Here is a 19,793-nt window from a genome sequence, read left to right as displayed (position 1 = left end):
TTCCGGCGCCAGCCGCCGGAAGCGCCGCGACACCGAATTCTTGGGAAAGACATCACCATGACCGAGACCGCAGAGAAGATCCGCGATCACTTCGACCTCTTCCGTGAGCCCCAGTACGAAGAGTTGATGGAGAACAAGCGGAAGAATTTCGAGAACTATGTTGGCGAAGCCGAGGTCGCGCGCGTCTCGGATTGGACCAAGACCAAGGAATATCAGGACAAGAACTTCGCCCGCGAAGCGCTTGTCATCAACCCGGCCAAGGCCTGCCAGCCGCTCGGCGCGGTGTTCGCGGCGGTCGGCTTCGAAAAGACGCTGCCGTTCGTGCATGGCTCGCAGGGCTGCGTCGCGTACTATCGCAGCCACTTCACCCGGCACTTCAAAGAGCCGACCTCCTGCGTGTCGTCGTCGATGACTGAAGACGCCGCGGTGTTCGGCGGACTCAACAACATGATCGACGGCCTGGCCAACGCCTATGCGCTGTACAAGCCGAAGATGATCGCGGTCTCGACCACCTGCATGGCGGAAGTCATCGGTGACGACCTCAACGCGTTCATCAAGAACGCCAAGGAAAAGGGCTCGGTCCCGACGGACTTCGACGTCACCTACGCCCACACCCCGGCGTTCGTCGGCAGCCACATCACCGGCTACGACAACACCATGAAGGGCGTGGTCGAGCACTTCTGGGACGGCAAGTCCGGCACCGCGCCGAAGCTCGAGCGCAAGCCGAACGAGTCGATCAACTTCCTCGGTGGCTTCGACGGCTACACCGTCGGTAACCTCCGCGAAATCAAGCGCATCTTCGACACGATGGGCGTCGAATACACCATCTTCGGCGACAACAGCGACGTCTGGGACACCCCGGCCGACGGCGAGTTCCGGATGTATGACGGCGGCACCACGCTGGAGCAGGCCGCCAACGCCGTCCACGCCAAGGCGACGATTTCGATGCAGGAGTTCTGCACCGAAAAGACGCTGGCGACAATCGCCGAGCACGGCCAGGAAGTCGTGGCGTTCAATCACCCGGTCGGCATCAGCGGCACCGATCGCTTCCTGCAGGCGGTGTCGCGGATCACCGGCAAGGCGATCCCCGAAGCGCTGACCAAGGAGCGCGGCCGGCTGGTCGACGCCATCGCCGACTCGGCCGCCCACATCCACGGCAAGAAGTTCGCCATCTATGGCGATCCGGACCTGTGCTACGGCCTCGCCGAATTCATCCTCGAACTCGGCGGCGAACCGATCCACATCCTCGCCACCAACGGCAACAAGACGTGGGAAGCCAAGGTGCAGGCGCTGCTTGACTCATCGCCGTTCGGCGCTGGTTGCAAGGTCTACGCCGGCAAGGATCTCTGGCACCTGCGCTCGCTGCTGTTCACCGAACCGGTCGACTTCATGATCGGCAACACCTACGGCAAGTATCTCGAGCGCGACACCGGCACGCCGCTGATCCGCATCGGCTTCCCGATCTTCGATCGCCATCACCATCACCGCGCGCCGGTGTGGGGCTATCAGGGTTCGATGAACGTCCTGGTCAAGATCCTCGACAAGATCTTCGACGAAATGGACAAGTCGACCAGCGCCGCCGGCAAGACCGACATCAGCTTCGACATCATCCGGTGATGCCGCAGCTTCGGAGAACCTGATTACAGGAGTGCCGCATGAGCCGCCTCGCAGACAAGATTCAAGACGTCTTCAACGAGCCCGGCTGTGCGGCCAATCAGGCCAAGTCCGACAAGCAACGCAAGAAGGGCTGCAGCAAACCGCTGCAGCCGGGAGGCGCAGCCGGTGGCTGCGCCTTCGACGGCGCCAAGATCGCGCTGCAGCCGATCGTCGACGTCGCGCACCTGGTGCACGGCCCGATCGCCTGTGAAGGCTCATCCTGGGATAACCGCGGCACCAAGTCGTCCGGCTCGAAGTTGTATCGCACCGGCTTCACCACCGACATGGGTGAGAACGACGTCATATTCGGCGGCGAGAAGCGGCTGTTCCGGTCGATCAAGGAAATCATCGAGAAGTACGATCCGCCCGCAGTCTTCGTGTATCAGACCTGCGTGCCGGCGATGATGGGCGACGATATCGTCGCTGTCTGCAAGGTGGCGGCCGAGAAGTTCGGCAAGCCCTGCATTCCGATCATCTCGCCCGGCTTTGTCGGGCCGAAGAATCTCGGCAACAAGCTCGCCGGCGAGGCGATGCTGGACTACGTGATCGGCACCCAGGAGCCGGAGTTCACGACCCCTTACGACATCAACATCATCGGCGAATACAACGTCGCGGGGGAACTGTGGCAGGTGAAGCCGCTGCTCGACGAGCTCGGCATCCGCATCCTGTCGTGCCTATCGGGTGACGCGCGCTATCACGAGGTGGCGCAGTCGCACCGCGCCCGTGCCGCCATGATGGTGTGCTCGACCGCGATGATCAACGTCGCGCGCAAGATGGGAGAGCGCTACGGCATCCCGTACTTCGAAGGATCGTTCTACGGCATCAGCGACACTTCCGAATCTCTGCGCCAGATCGCCCGCCTGCTGATCCAGCGCGGCGCCGACGCCGAGCTGATGGACCGCGTCGAAGCGCTGATCGCGCGCGAAGAGGCCAAGGCCTGGGCGGCAATCAAGGCCTACACCCCGCGCCTCGAAGGCAAGAAGGTGTTGCTGATCACCGGCGGTGTGAAGTCGTGGTCGGTGGTGGCGGCGCTGCAGGAGGCCGGGCTGACGATCGTCGGCACCAGCGTCAAGAAGTCGACCAAGGAAGACAAGCTGCGGCTCAAGGAGATGAGCCCGGACGTCCATCAGATCGACGATCTGCGCCCGCGCGAAATGTACAAGATGCTGAAAGAGGCTCAGGCTGACATCATGCTGTCGGGTGGCCGCTCGCAGTTCGTCGCCTTAAAGGCGCGCATGCCCTGGATGGATATCAACCAGGAGCGGACCTACGCGTATTGCGGCTATGTAGGCATCGTCGAAATGGTCCGGCAGATCGACAAGTCGCTGTCCAATCCGATCTGGGCTCAGGTGCGCAGCGCCCCGCCGTGGGACGAGGTGACCTGGGAAGAGCGCGCCGATGCCGCCAACGCCGCCGACGATCGCCAGCGCGCGATCTTCGGGCGTTCGGCTCGGGTGGCGTAAGGAGGCTGCGATGGCACAGATCGTCACCTCGACCAAGTCCTGCACCGTCAATCCGCTGCGGATGAGTCAGCCGCTCGGCGCCGCGCTGGCCTTCATGGGGCTACGCAACTGCATGCCGCTGCTGCACGGCTCCCAGGGCTGCACCTCGTTCGGCCTGGTGCTGTTCGTTCGCCACTTCCGCGAGTCGATTCCGCTGCAGACCACGGCGATGAGCGAAGTCGCAACCGTGCTCGGCGGCTTCGAGAACGTGGAGCAGGCGATCGTCAACATCGTCGGCCGCACCAAGCCCGACGTGATCGGGATCTGCACGACCGGCGTCACCGAGATCAAAGGCGACGATCTCGACGGCTACATCAAAATGGTGCGAGCCAATCATCCGGAACTGGCAAACGTCGCGCTGGTGCCGGTGTCGACCCCGGACTTCAAGGGCGCGTTCGAAGACGGCTTCGCCGCCACCGTGACGCGGATCGTGGAGACTTTGGTCGAGGTCCCGGCTGAGGGCAGCGTGCCGGATGCCGACAGGATCAACGTGTTGGCCGGCAGCCATCTGACGCCGGGCGACATCGACGAGCTGCGCGACATCATCGAAGCGTTCGGCCTGACACCGACCTTCCTGCCGGACATCTCCGGTTCGCTCGACGGCCATCTGCCGGACGACTTCACACCGACCACACATGGCGGCGTCTCGGTCGCCGAAGTCGCAGCGATGGGCGGCGCCGCCTATACGCTGGCGTTCGGCGAGCAGATGCGCAAAGCCGCGGTCGCGCTCGAAACCAAGGCCGGCGTGCCGTTCTCGCTGCTGGCGCGGGTCACCGGGCTTTCCGCCGCCGATGAGCTGATGGCGACGCTGGCCAAGATCAGCGGTCGGCCCGTGCCGCTGAAATATCGTCGCCAGCGCAGCCAGCTGGTCGATGCCATGCTCGACGGCCACTTCTATTTCGGCGGCAAGAGCGTCGCGATCGGCGCCGAGCCCGACATGCTGCTGAATATCGGCGGCTTCCTCGCCGACATGGGCTGCACCGTCAGTGCTGCGGTCACGACCACGACCTCGCCGATCCTGGTCCAGGTGCCGAGCGACGAGGTGCTGATCGGCGACCTCGAAGATCTCGAACGCCGCGCCGAAGATTGCGACCTCTTGATCACGCACTCGCACGGCCGCCAAGCCGCCGAGCGACTGGGCGTGCCGCTGTTCCGGATGGGCCTGCCGATGTTCGATCGGCTCGGTGCCGCGCATCAGGTTGCGGTCGGCTATCGCGGCACCCGCGATCTGATCTTCGCGATCGGCAATATGTTCATCGCCAACATCAAGGAGCCGGATGTGAACAGCTGGCGGAGTGCCGCTGCTCGCCCGGATCAGACCGATGCGCCGGCTACGGCTCATTAGCAACGACGGCAGTCGAGCGGAGCACAGCGCCGATGCACAACTCAGGAGAACCGGCATGAAAGTCGCCTTTGCCACCCAGGACCTTGCGCGCGTCGATGCGCATTTCGGCTGGGCCCGGAATATCGCGATCTACGAAGTCACCGCCGACGATTATCGCTTCATCGAAGCGGTGCAGTTCGCCGAGGAAAAGGAAGACGGCAACGAGGACAAGCTGGTCGCCAAGATCGACGCGATCCGGGATTGCGCCATCATGTACTGCACGGCGATCGGCGGCTCCGGCGCGGCGCGCGTTGTCGCTGCTCAGGTCCACCCGCTGAAGCTGGCGCAGCCGGAGCTGATCACCGACCTGATCACCAAGCTGCAGGGCGTGCTGCGCGGCGTGCCGCCGCCGTGGCTGCGCAAGGCGCTGATGAAGGGTGAAGAGCGCACGTTCGATTTTGCCGACGAGGCCTGACATGACCGAAGCCACCACTGCTCCCGACGCCGCGCTCGACTCGCTGTTCGTCAAGGAACTGGTCAAGCAGCTCCGTGCCCAGGACACCCACGGTGTCTGGGAGGGCAAGTCCGATCTGAAGCTGCTGGAGCCGTTCATCGTCGACAAGGCCAAGCGCCGTGAGATCCCGATCATGGGCGATCCGGATCCGGAGACGCTGTGGCGGCTCGAACTGTTCTACAACGCGGTGGCGCTGTCGATCGAACGCGAGACCAGAATCATGGTGTCGCCGATGATGAAGATGCACCACGAGGGCTTCGGCCGGCTGATCCTCAGCGCCGGGCGACTGATCGTCATCAACAAGCACATGCGTGACGTTCATCGCTTCGGCTTCGATAACCTCGGCAAGCTGGCCGAGGAGGGCGACAAGCTGGTCGCCGCTGGCAGCGAGATGATCCGCAAATATCCCGACGTCGCCAACCTCTAACGCGAGAGCGAGAACGCATGTCCGACATCGACACGCTGAAGGCCGAGATCAAGAAGCTGTCCGCCCGCGCGACGACGATGAAGATGAATCTGCACGACCTGTCGGAAGAGCTGCCGATCAATTGGCAGACCATCATGATGGTGGCGCAGGAAACCCAGGATGCCTACGCGGCCCTTGAAGCTGCGCGGAAGGCTTTGAAGGAGCTGGAAGCGAAAGCCGCCTGATCGCGGCCGAACGCCTCAGCCCAAACGGCATGGCCTCGAGCCGTGCGCAGGAGCGAACAATGGCGATCTTTTCCACCCGCGACGGCCAGCCGTGGGAACCGACTTACCTCACCGCGATCGACGACAAGAAGTGCATCGGTTGCGGCCGCTGTCACAAGGTGTGCTCGCGCGACGTGATGCATCTGATGGGCGTCAACGAGGAGGGCGAACTGGTCGCTTGTTCGCTCGATGATGATGACGATGACGAGGAGTTCGTCCGCAAGGTGATGGTCCTCGACGCGGCCGGCAACTGCATCGGCTGCTCGGCCTGCGTCCGGGTCTGCCCGAAGGCGTGTCAGACCCACGTCAAGGCTAGCGAACTCGGGCTCTAAGCAAGGGAGCGACGGACATGCTCGGCGCAGCGGGAATCCAGGCGGCAGGCGCGACGGCAGCGGCGCTGCCGCTGCGCGTGACGGCGTCGAGCTTCGCGTCCTCTCCGGCGGTGGTGTACCGGGCCTTGACCGGCTGCACCCCGGCCGAAGCCCAGATCGATGACGATCGGTCATTCGATCGTCACGTGCTGGCGTCGATCCTGTCGGTTGCGGTCACCGAACCCGGCTCGATCACGGAGTCCAGCGGTCTGACGGCCGACGATTTCGCGGCGCTGATCGTCGGCTGGTTCCCGCACGTCTCGGTCCTGTTGTCAGTACTGGCAGTCGGCGAGCACGACGAGGACGAGGAAGCCGGCATGGTCCGCGACCTGCTGCTCAAGCATCGCTCGACCTCGGGCGACGTCGGCCGGTGGCTCGCCGCGATGGTGGCGCGCCGGGCAATGCAGCCGGAGCATCTGTGGGAAGATCTCGGGCTGCGCAGCCGCGCCGAGCTGAGCCGGCTGCTGATGCGGCATTTCGAGCCGCTGGCCCGTGACAACACCCGCAACATGCGCTGGAAGCGGTTCTTCTACCGCAAGCTCTGCGAAGACGATGGTATGGTGATGTGTAGCACTCCGGTCTGCTCGCAGTGCGGCGACTTCGCCGAGTGCTTCGGTGAAGAAAGCGGCGAAAGCCGGATGGCGATCCGCCGCCGCGAGGTTGAACTGCGGACGGCTGGCGTGGCTTAAGTCAGATTCAGAAAGCATCGCCGCATGCACAGCGGGCTCCTTCTCCCCGCGCGCGGGGAGAAGGGCGGGATGAGGGGGCCTCACCACACGGCCGAGTGCTAATAGTGACGTTGGTAGTCCGGCGAATACAGCTCGCATGCTCAGACCTCTGGAGGCGCCCCCTCACCCGGCCCGGCTTTGCCGGGCCGACCTCTCCCCGCGTGCGGGGAGAGGTTAGCGCCGCGTAGCGGGGTAGCTCGCCTCTAAGCTGCGAGCGATTGTCGGAAACCGTCGGCTTCGCGACCATGTCGGACCTCCGACATTGTCGGGTGCTGATAATTTTGCACGAAATCAGTGGTTTGCCGTCTGTGCCCGCGCTGGCACAGCGGTTGCACTTGTTGATGTCGGACCCAACAAATGGAGGCCGACCATGATCATTCTCACCGAACAAGCCGGGACCGCTGTGAAGGCTGCGATGTCGCGCGCCGGCAAGCTTGAAGCCGGGCTGCGCGTTATGGTCGAGGCGGGCGGCTGCGCCGGCTACAAATATCTGATCGGTCTCGATGCCGAGCCGCGTGTCGATGACGCGGTGGTCGAAGCCGGCGGCGTCAAGGTGTTCATCGATCCGGACTCGCAGCCGCTGCTGTCCGGCATGACCATCGACTTCGTCGAGAGCCTGGAAGGCTCCGGCTTCACGTTCGACAACCCCAACGCCGGCACTAAGTGCGGTTGCGGTAAGTCGTTCGGTTAAGCGCAGCGCCAGCCACGGGAGCGGGCCATGCTCAGCCTCGGCAAGTTCGATCATCACTTCTCCACTTCTCCGAATGCCGGTCCGCTGCCGCAGGCTGATGCAGTCGGGCGGTTCGGCAGCATCGGCTGGGGCGACGCCGTCAAATTGATGCTGAAGGTCGAGCCCGACGACGGGCGGATCGCGCAGGCCCGCTTTCAGGCGTTCGGCTGCAGCTCGGCGATCGCCGCCTCGGCGGCCCTCACCGACATGATCACCGGCAAGACCATCGATGAAGCCAGCGGCATCAGCGCCGCGGCGATCGCCGACTACCTGGGCGATCTGCCGCGCGAGCGGATGTACTGCGCGGTGATGACTTTTGAGGCCCTGCAGCAGGCGATCGGTTCGTATCGCGGCAAGGCCGCGGTGGCCGAGGCCGATGCGCCGCCGGCCTGCAAGTGCCTCGGCGTCGGCCAGATGATGATCGAGCGCACCATTCGCTTCAATCGGCTGACCAGCCTCGACGACGTCACCGCCTACACCAAGGCTGCCGGCAGCTGCAGCACCTGCTTCAAGCAGATCGAATCCCTGCTCGCGCGCGTCAATGCCGAGATGGTCGAGGACGGCCTGATTGCGGCCGAAGATGCCTACCGGATCGGCTCCGCGACGCCGCGCGCCACTGAGTTGAAGCCGCATGGTGCGCCGCCGCCGGCCGCCAATATCTTTGCCGCCAAGGCGACGCCCGCGCATCTGCGTCCGATCGCCAAGGCCACGCTGTCACGTCCGGCGCCTCCGTCGGCCGGACTGGTCGATGCGCCGCCGCAGGAGGCGCTGATCGCCGAGGCGGTCGAAGAATTGCGGCCGCATCTGCAGCGCGATGGTGGTGACTGCGAGTTCGTCAGCCTCGACGGCAACATCGTCTATGTCCGGCTGTCCGGCAATTGCGTCGGCTGCCAGCTTTCGTCGGTGACGCTCTCGGGTGTCCAGGCCAAGCTGGCCGAGAAATTCGGCCGGCCGCTACGCGTGGTGCCGGTGTCATGAACGAGCCGGCAGACATCGTCTATCTCGACGCCAATGCAACGACGCGGACCGATCCGCGCGTCGTCGAAGCGATGCTGCCGTATTTCTCGCTGTACTACGGCAACCCGTCATCGAAGTATGGACTCGGCGGCCACGCCGCGCGTGCGGTCAAGCGGGCGCGCGAACGCGTCCAGGCGCTGGTCGGCGCCGCGCAGCCGCACGAGCTGATCTTCACCTCGGGCGGCACCGAGAGTAACAACGCCGCGATCCTGTCCGCGCTGGAAGCTGCGCCGCGCCGGCGTGAGGTGATCATCTCGGCGGTCGAACATCCGGCGGTGCTGTCGCTGTGTGCCTGGCTGGAGAAGAACAAGGGCATCCGCGTTCATTTGATCCCGGTCGATCGTCAGGGCCGGCTCGACATTCTGGCCTATCGCGAAGCGATGTCTGACCGTGTCGCGATCGCGTCGATCATGTGGGCCAATAACGAGACCGGCGTGATCCAGCCGGTGGCGGATCTGGCTGAGCTTGCCAAGGAAGTCGGTGCGCTATTTCACACCGACGCGGTGCAGGCGGTCGGCAAGTGCCCGATCGATCTGCAGTCGACCATGATCGACATGCTGTCGTTGTCCGGACACAAGCTGCATGGCCCGAAGGGCGTCGGCGCGCTGTATGTCCGGAACGGCATCCGCTTCAAGCCGCAGATCAAGGGCGGTCAGCAGGAGCGCGGCCGCCGCGCCGGGACCGAGAATGTGCCGGGCATCGTCGGCCTTGGTATCGCGGCTGAGCTTGCTGCTGGCGCGATGGCCGACGAGGACATTCGCGTGCGCGGTCTGCGTGACCGGCTCGAACGCGAGATCCTGGCGCGGGTTGATCACTGCGTCGCCGTCGGTGCTCGCGCCGAGCGCCTCCCCAACACCTCGAACCTCGCATTCTCGTTCATCGACAGCGAGGCGATCATTACGCTGCTCGACCGGGCTGGTATTGCCGCGTCGATGGGCTCGGCGTGCGCGACCGGTTCGTTCGAGCCGTCGCATGTGCTGCTGGCCATGAAAGTCGCCGAAGACGCGGTCCGGGGCGGCGTGCGGTTCTCGCTGTCGCGCGACAACACCGATGCCGACATCGACCGCGCGCTGGAAGTCGTTCCGGCCGTGGTTGCCAAGCTGCGGGCAATCTCGCCGTTCGGAGCCGATGATGCTCCGCAAGCGGTCGGGCGTTCGTCTGGAAGTGCGCAAGGAACAACCCATGTCTGAGATCAAGTCTGAGATCGTCCGGCCGGATCAGTCCTGCGGTTTTCAGTCCGCGCCGATCGTGCTCAACGACACCACGTTGCGCGATGGTGAGCAGGCGCCGGGTGTTGCGTTCTCCACCGCCGAAAAGGTCGCGATCGCCCGCGCATTGGCGCGCGCCGGCGTGCCGGAAATCGAGGCTGGGACGCCTGCGATGGGCGCCGACGAGATCGCGGCGATCCGCGCCATCGTCGAGGCCGGACTGCCGCTGACGACGATTGCCTGGTGCCGGATGCGCACCGAGGACGTCGATGCCGCGCTGAAGGCCGGCGTTTCGATGGTCAATGTTTCGGTGCCGGTGTCGGACGTGCAGATCGCTGCGAAGCTCGGCGGCCTGCGCTCGAATGCGCTCGAAACCGTCAAGCGCGTGGTCGGCTATGCCCGCGATCGCGGCCTCGACGTCGCCGTCGGCGGCGAGGATTCGTCGCGTGCCGATCCCGAATTCCTTGCCGAGGTGATTGCCACCGCGAAGGCATCCGGCGCGCGCCGGTTTCGGATTGCCGACACACTGAGCGTGCTCGACCCGTTCTCCAGCCACGCGCTGCTCGCGGCGCTCCGCGCCTCGACCGACCTCGAGCTTGAATTTCACGGCCACGACGACCTCGGCCTCGCCACCGCTAACACGCTGGCCGCGCTGCGTGCCGGCGCCACCCATGCTTCGGTGACGGTGATCGGTCTTGGTGAGCGTGCCGGCAACGCACCGCTCGAAGAGGTCGCGGTGGCGCTCAAGCAGCTCTATGGCCGCGACACCGGCATCGTGCTGTCGGAGCTCGGCAACGTCGCCGATCTGGTCGCGACCGCGGCGGCCCGTACGATTCCGCTCAACAAGGCGATCGTCGGCGAGCACGTCTTCACCCATGAATCGGGGATACATGTCGACGGACTGCTCAAGGACCAGCGCACTTATCAGTCGCTCGATCCGAATCTGTTCGGCCGCTCCAATCGCATCGTCATCGGTAAGCATTCCGGGCTGTCGGCGATCACCTCATCGCTCGCCAAGCTCGATCTGCCGGCCACCGCGGACGAGGCGCAGGGCATCCTGGCCAAAGTTCGCCGTTATGCGGTCACCCACAAGGGCCCGGTCGGCAACGAGACATTGATCGCGATCTGGCGCGAAGTTCGCGAGCGGACGCTCACCAATTGCGCCTGAGCGCCGACAACCACCAAGGAGACCGAGATGAGCACATCCGCCGTCACCGAACCCGCCGATATCGTGGCCCGGCTGCAGCGCGCCGGCTCCGCCGAGGAGTTCTTCGAACTGCTCGGCGTCGATTACGATCCCAGGCTGCTCAACGTCGCGCGGCTGCACATCCTCCGGCGCATGGGTCAGTATCTCGCCGGTGAAGATCTCGAGCACCTGCCGGGCGACGAAGCCGCTGCCCGCTGCAAGGCGGTGCTGGAGCGGGCTTATGCCGATTTCGTCACGTCCTCGCCGCTCGATCAGCGGGTGTTCAAGGTGCTGAAGGACGCGGTGGCACCGAAGACGCCGAAGCGCCCGGCCTTCGTCCCGCTCGACGCGTTGAAGTAACCGCCGCTTCTTGGTTCTGCTGTCGACGGCCCGTCGCGTTCGCGGCGGGCCGTTTTGCTGTGCCTGCCAGACGCATTTTCTCACATCCATGTCGTGTTTGACGGGTGATCTCACAGCGGCGTGAAATGTCTGGTCGGTCACGCGGCTGTCGCCTTCCCGACAAGTGTCGGAGTTGTCGGATTGCAACCCTCGGAAGCGCCGGTAACAATCCCAATCGCTCGCCGCAAATGATTGGTTTGGCGCGATATTTTCCTCGGCGGAAAAGTTGGTACGAGGCTTGCTCATAAGTCTCCGTCGTCAAGCTTCTGTCAGCAAGCGCGGAGCCACTCCATGCATATCGTCGTCTGTATCAAGCAGGTTCCGGACTCGGCCCAGATCCGCGTGCATCCGGTCACCAACACGATCATGCGCCAGGGCGTGCCGACGATCATCAATCCCTACGATCTGTTCGCGCTCGAGGAGGCGCTGCGGCTGCGCGACAAGTTCGGCGGCGAAGTCACGGTGCTGACGATGGGCCCGCCGACCGCCGAGGACTCCTTGCGCAAGGCACTCACCATCGGCGCCAACCGCGCCGTGCTGCTGACGGACCGCTTCTTCGCCGGCTCCGACACGCTGGCGACCAGCTACGCGCTCGCCGCGGCGATCCGCAAGATCGGCTCGACCTTCGGTGCCGTCGATGTGGTGTTCACCGGCAAGCAGACCATCGACGGTGACACCGCCCAGGTTGGCCCCGGCATCTGCAAGCGGCTCGACTTCCTGCAGCTTACCTACGTTTCGAAGGTTTCTTCGCTCGATCTCGAAGCCCGCACCATTGAAGTCGAACGTCGCTCCGAAGGCGGCGTGCAGGTGCTGCGCAGCAATCTGCCATGCCTGATCACCATGCTGGAAGGCACCAATCAGGTGCGCCGCGGCTCGATGGTCAACGCGCTGAACGCCGCCCGCGCCGAAGTGGTGAAGTGGAGTGCGCAGGACGCCGGCGTCGAAGACATCCAGAAGTGCGGCCTGCGCGGCTCGCCGACGGTGGTGAAGCGCGTGTTCGCGCCGACCCCGCGGGCCGAGAAGGCCAAGGTCGTTGAGGCCGCCGGCCAGCCACCGGCGGAAGCGCTGATCGACGAAATCTTCAAGCTCCGGCCCAAGCTCGAGAACGAAATGTTCGAGCTGGCGCGCGGATTCTGACAACCCGAACAGAGAGCCGCTTCGATGAGCCAGCCCGCCAAGCCTGCCCCGCAGCCCGCCGGACGCGCCGCCGCCAAGAAGGAGCTGCCCGAGCATTTCAAAGCCTATAAGCACGTCTGGGTGTTTATCGAGCAGGAGCGTGGTCACGTTCACCCCGTCTCCTGGGAGCTGATGGGCTCCGGCCGCCGGCTCGCCGATAAGCTCGGCGTCGAGCTCGCCGCGGTTGTGATCGGCCCGACCGGTGACGCCACGAAGGCGGCGGTCGCCGAGTCGTTCTGCTACGGCGCCGACCTCGCTTACGTCGTCGCCGACGACGTGCTGACCGACTACCGCAACGAGTCCTACACCAAGGCGCTGACAGATCTGGTCAACACCCACAAGCCGGAGATCCTGCTGCTCGGCGCCACGACGCTCGGCCGCGACCTCGCCGGCGCGGTGGCGACCACGCTGCTCACCGGCCTGACCGCTGACTGCACCGAGCTCGAGGTCGATAGCGACAATTCGCTCGCCGCGACCCGTCCGACCTTCGGCGGCTCGCTGCTGTGCACAATCTACACGCTGAACTTCCGGCCGCAGATGGCGACCGTACGGCCGCGCGTGATGTCGATGCCCGAACGGGTCGAGAAGCCGGTCGGACGCGTCATCGAATTTCCGCTCGGTCTGGTCGAAGCCGATATCGTCACCAAGATCCTGGCCTTCGTGCCGGATCGCGACAAGGCGACCTCGAACCTCGCTTACGCCGACATCGTCGTGGCCGGCGGTCTCGGGCTCGCTTCGCCGGAGAATTTCCAGCTGGTGCGCCAGCTCGCCGGCGTGCTCGGCGCCGAATACGGCTGTTCGCGGCCGCTGGTGCAGAAGGGCTGGGTCTCGGCCGACCGCCAGATCGGTCAGACCGGCAAGACCATTCGGCCGAAGCTGTATATCGCCGCCGGCATCTCCGGCGCGATTCAGCACCGCGTCGGCGTCGACGGCTCAGATCTGATCGTCGCGATCAACACCGACAAGAACGCGCCGATCTTCGACTTCGCCCATCTCGCTCTCGTCACCGATGCGATCCGGCTTCTGCCGGCGCTGACCGAAGCCTTCCGCAAACGGCTGTCTGCGCACACCCGCGACCGGATCGCGAGCTAACAGGAGGCTGCCATGATCGAAGAACGTTTCGACGCCATCGTCGTCGGAGCCGGCATGGCCGGCAACGCCGCGGCGCTGACCCTGGCCAAGCGCGGCCTGAAGGTGCTGCAGATCGAGCGCGGCGAATATCCGGGCTCGAAGAACGTGCAAGGTGCGATTCTCTATGCCGACATGCTCGAGAAGCTGGTGCCCGACTTCCGTGAGGATGCGCCGCTGGAGCGCCATCTCGTCGAGCAGCGGTTCTGGATGATGGACGCCAAGTCTCACACCGGCCTGCATCACCGTTCGGAAGACTTCAACGAAGAGAAGCCGAACCGCTACACCATTATCCGCGCCCAGTTCGACAAGTGGCTGTCGAGCAAGGCGCAGGAAGCCGGCGCGATCGTGCTGTGCGAAACCACCGTCAAGGAATTGGTGCAGGACGCCTACGGCAAGGTGATCGGCGTGATCACCGATCGTGAAGGCGGTCAGGTGCATGCCGACGTCGTGGTGCTGGCCGAAGGCGTCAACGGCCTGCTCGGCACCAAGGCCGAGCTGCGCGAGCGTCCGTCGCCAGAGAACGTCGCGCTCGCCGTGAAGGAAATGCACTTCCTGCCGCGCGAGACCATCGAAGCCCGCTTCAACCTAAAGGGCGACGAGGGCGTGGTGATCGAGGCTGCCGGCACGATCTCGGCGGGCATGACCGGCATGGGCTTCATCTACACCAACAAGGAGTCGATCTCGATCGGCATCGGCTGTCTGGTGTCGGACTTCCAGAAGACCGGCGAGACCCCGTACGGCCTGCTCGAACGCTTCAAGAAGCATCCGTCGGTAGCGACACTGATCGAAGGCTCGGAAGTGAAGGAATACGCCGGCCACTTAATTCCGGAGGGCGGCTATAAGGCGATCCCGCAGCTTTATGGCGACGGCTGGGTCGTGGTCGGCGATGCTGCGCAGCTCAACAACGCGATGCATCGTGAAGGTTCGAACCTGGCGATGACCTCGGGCCGGATCGCCGCGGAAGCGATCTTCCAGGTGAAGTCGCGCAAGGATCCGATGACCAAGGAGAATCTCGCGCTCTACAAGAAGATGCTGGATGACTCCTTCGTCATGAAAGATCTGAAGAAGTACAAGGATATGCCGGATCTGCTGCATATCCGCTCGCAAAACTTCTTCCTGACCTATCCGCAGCTCGTCAACAAGGCGCTGCAGAACTTCGTGCGGGTCGACGGCACGCCGAAGATCGAGAAGGAAAAGACCACGATCAAGTCGTTCGTTTCGGCGCGGTCGTGGGGCGGATTGTTCGGCGACGCGTTCCGCTTCGCGCGGGCGTGGCGATAACTCAGCGGGATTCGAGAAAGCGGAGAACGGACGATGACAACGGAAGCCCCGGTTCGCGTCGAAGACAAGCTGTATCAGAACCGCTATCTGGTCGACGTCGGCAACGCCCACATCAAGGTCAAGCCTCACGCCAAGCCGTCGCCGCAACTGCTGGCGCTGCTGAAGATCTGCCCGGCGCATTGCTACGAACTCAACAGCAACGGGCAGGTCGAAGTGACGCCGGACGGCTGCGTCGAATGCGGCACCTGCCGCGTGCTGGCCGAAGGCGGCGGCGACATCGAGTGGAGCTATCCGCGCGGCGGCTACGGCGTGCTGTTCAAGTTCGGCTGAGAGCACCGCGCCAGGGGCGACGGCTCGCGCAGGCAGGAGCCGCCGCCTGCGCCTCTGTGGCTGCTCGCTTCGGCCCTGATTGCTTCATAGCGCAAGACATGAATGCCCGGGCTTGTCCCGGGCATTGGTGTTTATGGATCCGTCCTGCTGTTGTGGCTGTGTATGCTCGCGGCGAGCACAACCCCGTAGTAAGGAGACGCGTAGCGTCGTCTCAAACCATGCGCCGCAAATGTCAGTCTCCGGATCCTTCGCGACGCGCGCTGCCCTCGCTCCTCAGGATGGAGCGCATTGCGTGCGACGAGGAAACCGCGTCGATTGGTCGATGAAGCGCGACAGATGGAGAGCGGGAAGGGCCAGGCGACCGAGCAGCTCAGTCGTGAGGCCGCCAGGGACCGCCGTCTCTTATTGCCTCACGCCGCCGAGTTGAGCACGTGCTGCGGGCCGACGGTGCCGCGTCGCAGGCCGAAGCCGCGGCGGGCCAGCCATTGCTGAATACGGGGCGAGTCCAGCGTCGCTTCTTCGGCGAGGCCACTGGTGAAGCAGCGCCACGGCGCCAGATGCCGCTCGGGAACGCCGACGATGACCGGAATTCCCTGATCCACGGCGTCGCTGATGACGTCGCTGAGGCCGCCGCCATCGGCTTCGAGCTTGCCGAATTTGTTGACGATCAGCAGTTCGGGCTCGTTGCGGAACGAGGCCGCGATCAGTGCGGCTGCTTCCTGCACGGCTTCCGGATCGACGCGGCAGCCATGGGGCTGCTTGTCGCGTTCCTCAGCGAGCTGAAGGATGAAGTGGGAGGACAGTTCCTCGACTTCCATGTCACAGCGCGGGCCGCCGTCGTCAACGACCGCCTGATACGGCACCAGACCCGCGACAACGACGCCAGCGTCGCGCAGCCGACGGCCAAGATCCGACATCAGCCGGCAAGCGGCCGAGCCATCGGTGTACACGATCGCGAGAATCGAAGGTCGTCCCGACCTGCCGTGAGAAAAGTCCATCGCGTCTGCTTTGCCCCAAATGCGACTTTCGCCTTAGGACATGCCAGAACCCGCAAACTGCTTCTTTGCGTCAAATCAATCCGACTTCAGTAGGGCTGTCGAACGAAAAACGGCGGATCGCCGTGCGATCCGCCGTTTGATTTGTGCGGCCTTGCGCCGCAGCGATGGTGATCGGCTCAGTTGGCGCCGAGCAGCGACTGTGCGGGCCGATTGGCGGACGGCAGCAGCATCGAACGCAGCTTGGCGTATACCCGCACGCCCAGCCCGACGAGCCGAGGCTGGGTGCGGCGGCAGAACGCAATCTTGCGGATGTGGCCTTCGACATGCCAGCGCGCGCTGGCGCCGTCCTTGAAGAAGATCACGTCACCCGGGCCGTAGCGCTTCGCCGGCATGCCGGCGCTTTCGATCACCACCGAGCCTTCGAGAATGCAGATGGTCTCGTCGATGTCGTAGTGCCAGTTGAACTTGCCTTCGGTGCACTCCCAGATGATCGTCGACGCCATGCCATCGGCGCTGCGCGACAGCGTGCAGTTCGTTGCGACCGGATTGCCTTCGATGATCCACGACGGCTCGATCGGCGCCGGCTTCAGCTCGACGTCGGTGCGGGAGGTGAGGATCAGGTCGTTGGGCATCGAGCGTCTCCTGCTGATCGGTGTTTGGTTGTGATGCTGGTCGTTTCCGGAAAGAAGCTCACGTAACTAAGCGGCCTGAACGTGCTGGCGTCGTAGCACGAGCTGCGCGACGGTCGCGGCCGAAGTAAAATTCTCCGGCGTGATGTCGGACTGCGGCAGTGTCATGTCGAATTCGGCTTCCACTGCGAGCATCAGGTTGACCATCTCCATCGAGGTCAGTCCCGCATCGGCAAACGTCGTGTCGCGCTTGATGTCGCCGGAGAGCCCGTTCTGCGTCAGGATCGACTCCACCAGAGCGAGGATCTTGCTCTCCACCGCAGTCGCCGAGCCTGCCTGCATGACGCGATCTCCTTGATGTATTCTGAAGTCTTCAGCGCGCCTCTCGGACGGTTTGGTCCGTACGCGCAGCTCGCTATCGTTGCGGCGATGTAATCGCAACTGCCTGTCGGAGACAATGCTGTGCCGAGTGCCGACATATTCATTCGAATTTTAACGCTAACGAGGATTCCGAAAATTTTCGCGATCGACGCAAAGTCCGATTAACCCTCAATTCGAATCCAAATTGATTCACTTTGAATTCGCCTCGACGTGTTCCTGACCGATCCATAGCTTGCTACCAGCAGCGATCGACCGTTCGGCGCAGCCGATCTGATCCCGATCGCGAATGACACAAGCAGCGCACGTCCGCATCAGGGAGTTCACGACCATGGCGATCATCACCGATAACGCGGTTCGCGACTTCACGGCCCAGCCGGCCAACGACAAGTTCGGCACCGAGCCGATGCCGTTGATGCAGCGCGTGGTTCACGTCGCGGCGATCGCCGCCGCTCATGCGGAGGCGGTCGATCGCGAAGCCCGGTTCCCCAAGGCTGCGCTTGATGCGGCGCGCGAGTACGGTCTGCTCGGCGCGCAGATTCCGATCGAGTTCGGCGGCGAGAGCGCCTCGGTCCATGACATCGCCGAGATGTGCTACGCGCTCGGGCGCGCCTGCGCCTCCACCGCGATGATCGTCGCGATGCACCAAACCAAGGTGGCGTGCCTGGTGCGCCACGGCCGCGGCAACGCCTGGCACGAGCAGCTGATGCGGCGGATCGCTGCCGAGCAGATGCTGCTGGCGTCGTCGACCACCGAAGGCAACAATGGGGGCAACATCCGCTCCAGCGCGGCGGCGATCGAGCGCACCGAAACCGGCATTGCGCTGGTGCGCGACGCCACCGTGATCTCCTACGGCGCCGAAGCTGATGGCGTGATGACCATCGCGCGCCGCGCGGGCGATGCTGCTGCCTCGGATCAGGTGCTGGTGGTGTTCACCAAGGACGACTACACGCTGACGCCGACGCTTGGTTGGGAGACGCTCGGTATGCGCGGAACCCGAAGCACCGGCTTCGAACTGCGTGCGACTGGCCGCGCCGATCAGGTGTTCACCGAAGCCTACGATCGCATTCATGCGCAGACGATGACGCCGGTGGCGCATCTGAGCTGGTCATCGGCTTGGGCGGGCATCGCTGCTGCCGCAGTGGAGCGGGCACAGGCGTTCGTTCGCAAGGCGGCGCGCGGCGCCGGCGGGCAGATGCCCCCGGGCGCGGCGCACTTCACTAGCGCCAAGCGCTCGCTGACGAAGCTGCGGGCGATGATCGCCACGCATCTCGACGCCTACGCCGCGCATGAATTCGACGAACGCGCGCTGAGCTCGCTGGAGTTCCAGTCCTCGATCAACCTGCTCAAGGTCGAAGCTTCTGAGCTTGCTGTCGAGACGGTGATGAGCGCGATGCGCGCCTGCGGCCTGTCGGGCTATCGCAATGATGGCGACTTTACCCTCGGCCGTCATTTGCGCGACGTGCTGTCCGCGCCGCTGATGATCAACAACGACCGGATCCTCGCCAATATCGGCACCGCCAATCTGATGAGCCCGGTGCCGGCGAGCCTGCGCGACTAAATCGACCGTCAATCGTCAACGAGGAGGCCGCTTCATGAATATGGCGATCCGCACCACGCCGGCCGAAGCCGAGCTGCAGCCGGTCGATCCGCTTGATCACCTGGCCGAGCACCTGTTCCACAAGCTCGGCGCCGACGGCGTCTATGCGCGCACCGCGCTGTATGAGGGCGTGGTCGAGAAGCTGGCGGCGCTGATCTCGCGGCATCGCGAGGACGGCACCGAAGTGATGCGGTTTCCGCCGGTGATGAGCCGCGGTCAGCTCGAGAAGTCGGGCTATCTGAAGAGCTTCCCCAATCTGCTCGGTTGCGTCTGCGGTCTGCATGGCACGGAGCAGGAGATCAACTCGGCGGTCAGCCGGTTCGATTCCGGTGGCGATTGGACGACGTCGCTGTCTCCCGCCGATCTCGTGCTGTCACCCGCGGCCTGCTATCCGGTGTATCCGATCGCGGCGAGCCGCGGTCCGCTTCCGGCGGGCGGCGCGCGTTTCGATGTCGCCGCCGATTGCTTCCGCCGCGAGCCGTCGAAGCATCTTGACCGGCTGCAATCGTTCCGGATGCGGGAATATGTCTGCATCGGAGCGCCGCAGGATGTCGCGGACTTCCGCGAGCGCTGGATGGTGAAGGCGCAGGCGATCGCCCGCGATCTTGGTCTGGCCTTCCGCGTCGAGACTGCATCCGATCCGTTCTTCGGCCGCGTCGGTCAGATGAAGGCGATCAGTCAGCAACAGCAGGCGCTGAAATTCGAACTGCTGGTGCCGCTCCGGTCGGAAGAGCAGCCGACCGCCTGCATGAGCTTCAACTATCACCGCGAGCATTTCGGCGTCACCTGGGGCATCGAGGACGCGGCTGGCAACCCGGCCCACACCGGCTGCGTCGCCTTCGGCATGGATCGCCTCGCGGTAGCGCTGTTCGCGACCCACGGCATCGATACAAGTGCTTGGCCGGCCAGCGTGCGCGACGTGCTGTCGCTCGACTGACGGCCTTG

At 64.4% G+C, this 19,793-nt stretch carries 22 protein-coding genes; 19 read left to right on the top strand and 3 right to left on the bottom strand.

The features are described from left to right. Nucleotides 1-57: 57 nt before the first annotated feature. From nifK to LRC39_RS23320, 17 genes are all read left to right on the top strand, one after another. A complete protein-coding gene (gene nifK, locus LRC39_RS23400; protein ID WP_346295813.1) occupies nucleotides 58-1,617 on the top strand; it encodes a nitrogenase molybdenum-iron protein subunit beta in 1,560 nt (519 codons plus the stop codon). Nucleotides 1,618-1,655: 38 nt separating this feature from the next. Further along, complete coding sequence (gene nifE, locus LRC39_RS23395; RefSeq protein WP_346295812.1) at nucleotides 1,656-3,119, top strand: nitrogenase iron-molybdenum cofactor biosynthesis protein NifE; 1,464 nt, start codon at nucleotides 1,656-1,658, stop codon at nucleotides 3,117-3,119. 10 nt (nucleotides 3,120-3,129) lie between these two features. After that, nucleotides 3,130-4,503 carry a nitrogenase iron-molybdenum cofactor biosynthesis protein NifN gene (gene nifN, locus LRC39_RS23390; RefSeq protein WP_346295811.1) on the top strand — a complete coding sequence of 458 codons (1,374 nt, stop codon included), beginning with the start codon at nucleotides 3,130-3,132 and terminating at the stop codon, nucleotides 4,501-4,503. 55 nt (nucleotides 4,504-4,558) lie between these two features. Then, nucleotides 4,559-4,957 carry a nitrogen fixation protein NifX gene (gene nifX, locus LRC39_RS23385; protein ID WP_107346158.1) on the top strand — a complete coding sequence of 133 codons (399 nt, stop codon included), beginning with the start codon at nucleotides 4,559-4,561 and terminating at the stop codon, nucleotides 4,955-4,957. Between the two features lies 1 nt (nucleotide 4,958). Next, nucleotides 4,959-5,423: a NifX-associated nitrogen fixation protein gene (locus LRC39_RS23380; RefSeq protein WP_012497763.1), complete on the top strand. Its 465-nt coding sequence runs from the start codon at nucleotides 4,959-4,961 to the stop codon at nucleotides 5,421-5,423. A gap of 17 nt (nucleotides 5,424-5,440) precedes the next feature. Then, nucleotides 5,441-5,647: a CCE_0567 family metalloprotein gene (locus tag LRC39_RS23375; protein ID WP_346295810.1), complete on the top strand. Its 207-nt coding sequence runs from the start codon at nucleotides 5,441-5,443 to the stop codon at nucleotides 5,645-5,647. 59 nt (nucleotides 5,648-5,706) lie between these two features. Beyond that, complete coding sequence (gene fdxB / locus LRC39_RS23370; protein WP_107346155.1) at nucleotides 5,707-6,018, top strand: ferredoxin III, nif-specific; 312 nt, start codon at nucleotides 5,707-5,709, stop codon at nucleotides 6,016-6,018. 17 nt (nucleotides 6,019-6,035) lie between these two features. Beyond that, nucleotides 6,036-6,746: a nitrogen fixation protein NifQ gene (locus LRC39_RS23365; protein WP_346295809.1), complete on the top strand. Its 711-nt coding sequence runs from the start codon at nucleotides 6,036-6,038 to the stop codon at nucleotides 6,744-6,746. 409 nt (nucleotides 6,747-7,155) lie between these two features. Next, entirely contained in the window at nucleotides 7,156-7,476 is a 321-nt protein-coding gene (locus LRC39_RS23360) for a HesB/IscA family protein (RefSeq protein ID WP_013504427.1), read from the top strand. A 27-nt stretch (nucleotides 7,477-7,503) separates the two neighbouring features. Continuing rightward, nucleotides 7,504-8,493, top strand: coding sequence for a Fe-S cluster assembly protein NifU (gene nifU / locus LRC39_RS23355; protein ID WP_346295808.1), 990 nt, complete (start codon nucleotides 7,504-7,506; stop codon nucleotides 8,491-8,493). Then, nucleotides 8,490-9,722: a cysteine desulfurase NifS gene (nifS, locus tag LRC39_RS23350; protein WP_346295807.1), complete on the top strand. Its 1,233-nt coding sequence runs from the start codon at nucleotides 8,490-8,492 to the stop codon at nucleotides 9,720-9,722. Before nifU ends, nifS begins: the two co-directional genes overlap by 4 nt. After that, nucleotides 9,715-10,908, top strand: coding sequence for a homocitrate synthase (gene nifV, locus LRC39_RS23345; protein WP_346295806.1), 1,194 nt, complete (start codon nucleotides 9,715-9,717; stop codon nucleotides 10,906-10,908). The genes nifS and nifV overlap by 8 nt, the downstream gene beginning before the upstream one ends. Before the next feature lie 27 nt (nucleotides 10,909-10,935). Beyond that, nucleotides 10,936-11,286 carry a nitrogenase stabilizing/protective protein NifW gene (gene nifW, locus LRC39_RS23340; RefSeq protein ID WP_346295805.1) on the top strand — a complete coding sequence of 117 codons (351 nt, stop codon included), beginning with the start codon at nucleotides 10,936-10,938 and terminating at the stop codon, nucleotides 11,284-11,286. A 330-nt stretch (nucleotides 11,287-11,616) separates the two neighbouring features. Further along, entirely contained in the window at nucleotides 11,617-12,462 is an 846-nt protein-coding gene (locus tag LRC39_RS23335) for an electron transfer flavoprotein subunit beta/FixA family protein (RefSeq protein WP_346295804.1), read from the top strand. 24 nt (nucleotides 12,463-12,486) lie between these two features. Continuing rightward, nucleotides 12,487-13,593 (top strand): electron transfer flavoprotein subunit alpha/FixB family protein, encoded by a 1,107-nt coding sequence (locus LRC39_RS23330; RefSeq protein WP_012497757.1) that lies wholly within the window; start codon nucleotides 12,487-12,489, stop codon nucleotides 13,591-13,593. A gap of 12 nt (nucleotides 13,594-13,605) precedes the next feature. After that, entirely contained in the window at nucleotides 13,606-14,913 is a 1,308-nt protein-coding gene (locus LRC39_RS23325) for an FAD-dependent oxidoreductase (protein ID WP_107346147.1), read from the top strand. Nucleotides 14,914-14,946: 33 nt separating this feature from the next. Next, nucleotides 14,947-15,243, top strand: a complete 297-nt coding sequence (locus LRC39_RS23320) for a ferredoxin family protein (RefSeq protein ID WP_346295803.1) — start codon at nucleotides 14,947-14,949, stop codon at nucleotides 15,241-15,243. Between the two features lie 410 nt (nucleotides 15,244-15,653). Here LRC39_RS23320 and LRC39_RS23315 read toward each other — a convergent pair whose 3' ends face one another. The 3 genes from LRC39_RS23315 to LRC39_RS23305 all read right to left on the bottom strand — a co-directional run bounded on the left by LRC39_RS23315 (nucleotide 15,654) and on the right by LRC39_RS23305 (nucleotide 17,212). Continuing rightward, nucleotides 15,654-16,241 (bottom strand): DUF2478 domain-containing protein, encoded by a 588-nt coding sequence (locus LRC39_RS23315; RefSeq protein WP_346295802.1) that lies wholly within the window; start codon nucleotides 16,239-16,241, stop codon nucleotides 15,654-15,656. A gap of 176 nt (nucleotides 16,242-16,417) precedes the next feature. Then, entirely contained in the window at nucleotides 16,418-16,873 is a 456-nt protein-coding gene (locus LRC39_RS23310) for a cupin domain-containing protein (RefSeq protein ID WP_346295801.1), read from the bottom strand. Between the two features lie 66 nt (nucleotides 16,874-16,939). After that, nucleotides 16,940-17,212, bottom strand: coding sequence for a phosphopantetheine-binding protein (locus LRC39_RS23305; protein WP_346295800.1), 273 nt, complete (start codon nucleotides 17,210-17,212; stop codon nucleotides 16,940-16,942). 367 nt (nucleotides 17,213-17,579) lie between these two features. Between LRC39_RS23305 and LRC39_RS23300 the strand changes: the two genes are divergently transcribed. Then, nucleotides 17,580-18,809 (top strand): acyl-CoA dehydrogenase family protein, encoded by a 1,230-nt coding sequence (locus tag LRC39_RS23300; RefSeq protein ID WP_346295799.1) that lies wholly within the window; start codon nucleotides 17,580-17,582, stop codon nucleotides 18,807-18,809. A gap of 34 nt (nucleotides 18,810-18,843) precedes the next feature. Further along, the gene (locus tag LRC39_RS23295; RefSeq protein WP_346295798.1) at nucleotides 18,844-19,785 is read left to right on the top strand and encodes an amino acid--[acyl-carrier-protein] ligase; all 942 of its coding nucleotides are present in this window, start codon (nucleotides 18,844-18,846) and stop codon (nucleotides 19,783-19,785) included. Nucleotides 19,786-19,793: the final 8 nt, after the last annotated feature.

It is taken from the genome of Rhodopseudomonas sp. P1 (genome assembly GCF_039642825.1).
Taxonomy (GTDB): Bacteria; Pseudomonadota; Alphaproteobacteria; order Rhizobiales; family Xanthobacteraceae; genus Rhodopseudomonas; species Rhodopseudomonas palustris_H.
This window is presented reverse-complemented; position numbering and strand designations above follow the sequence as displayed.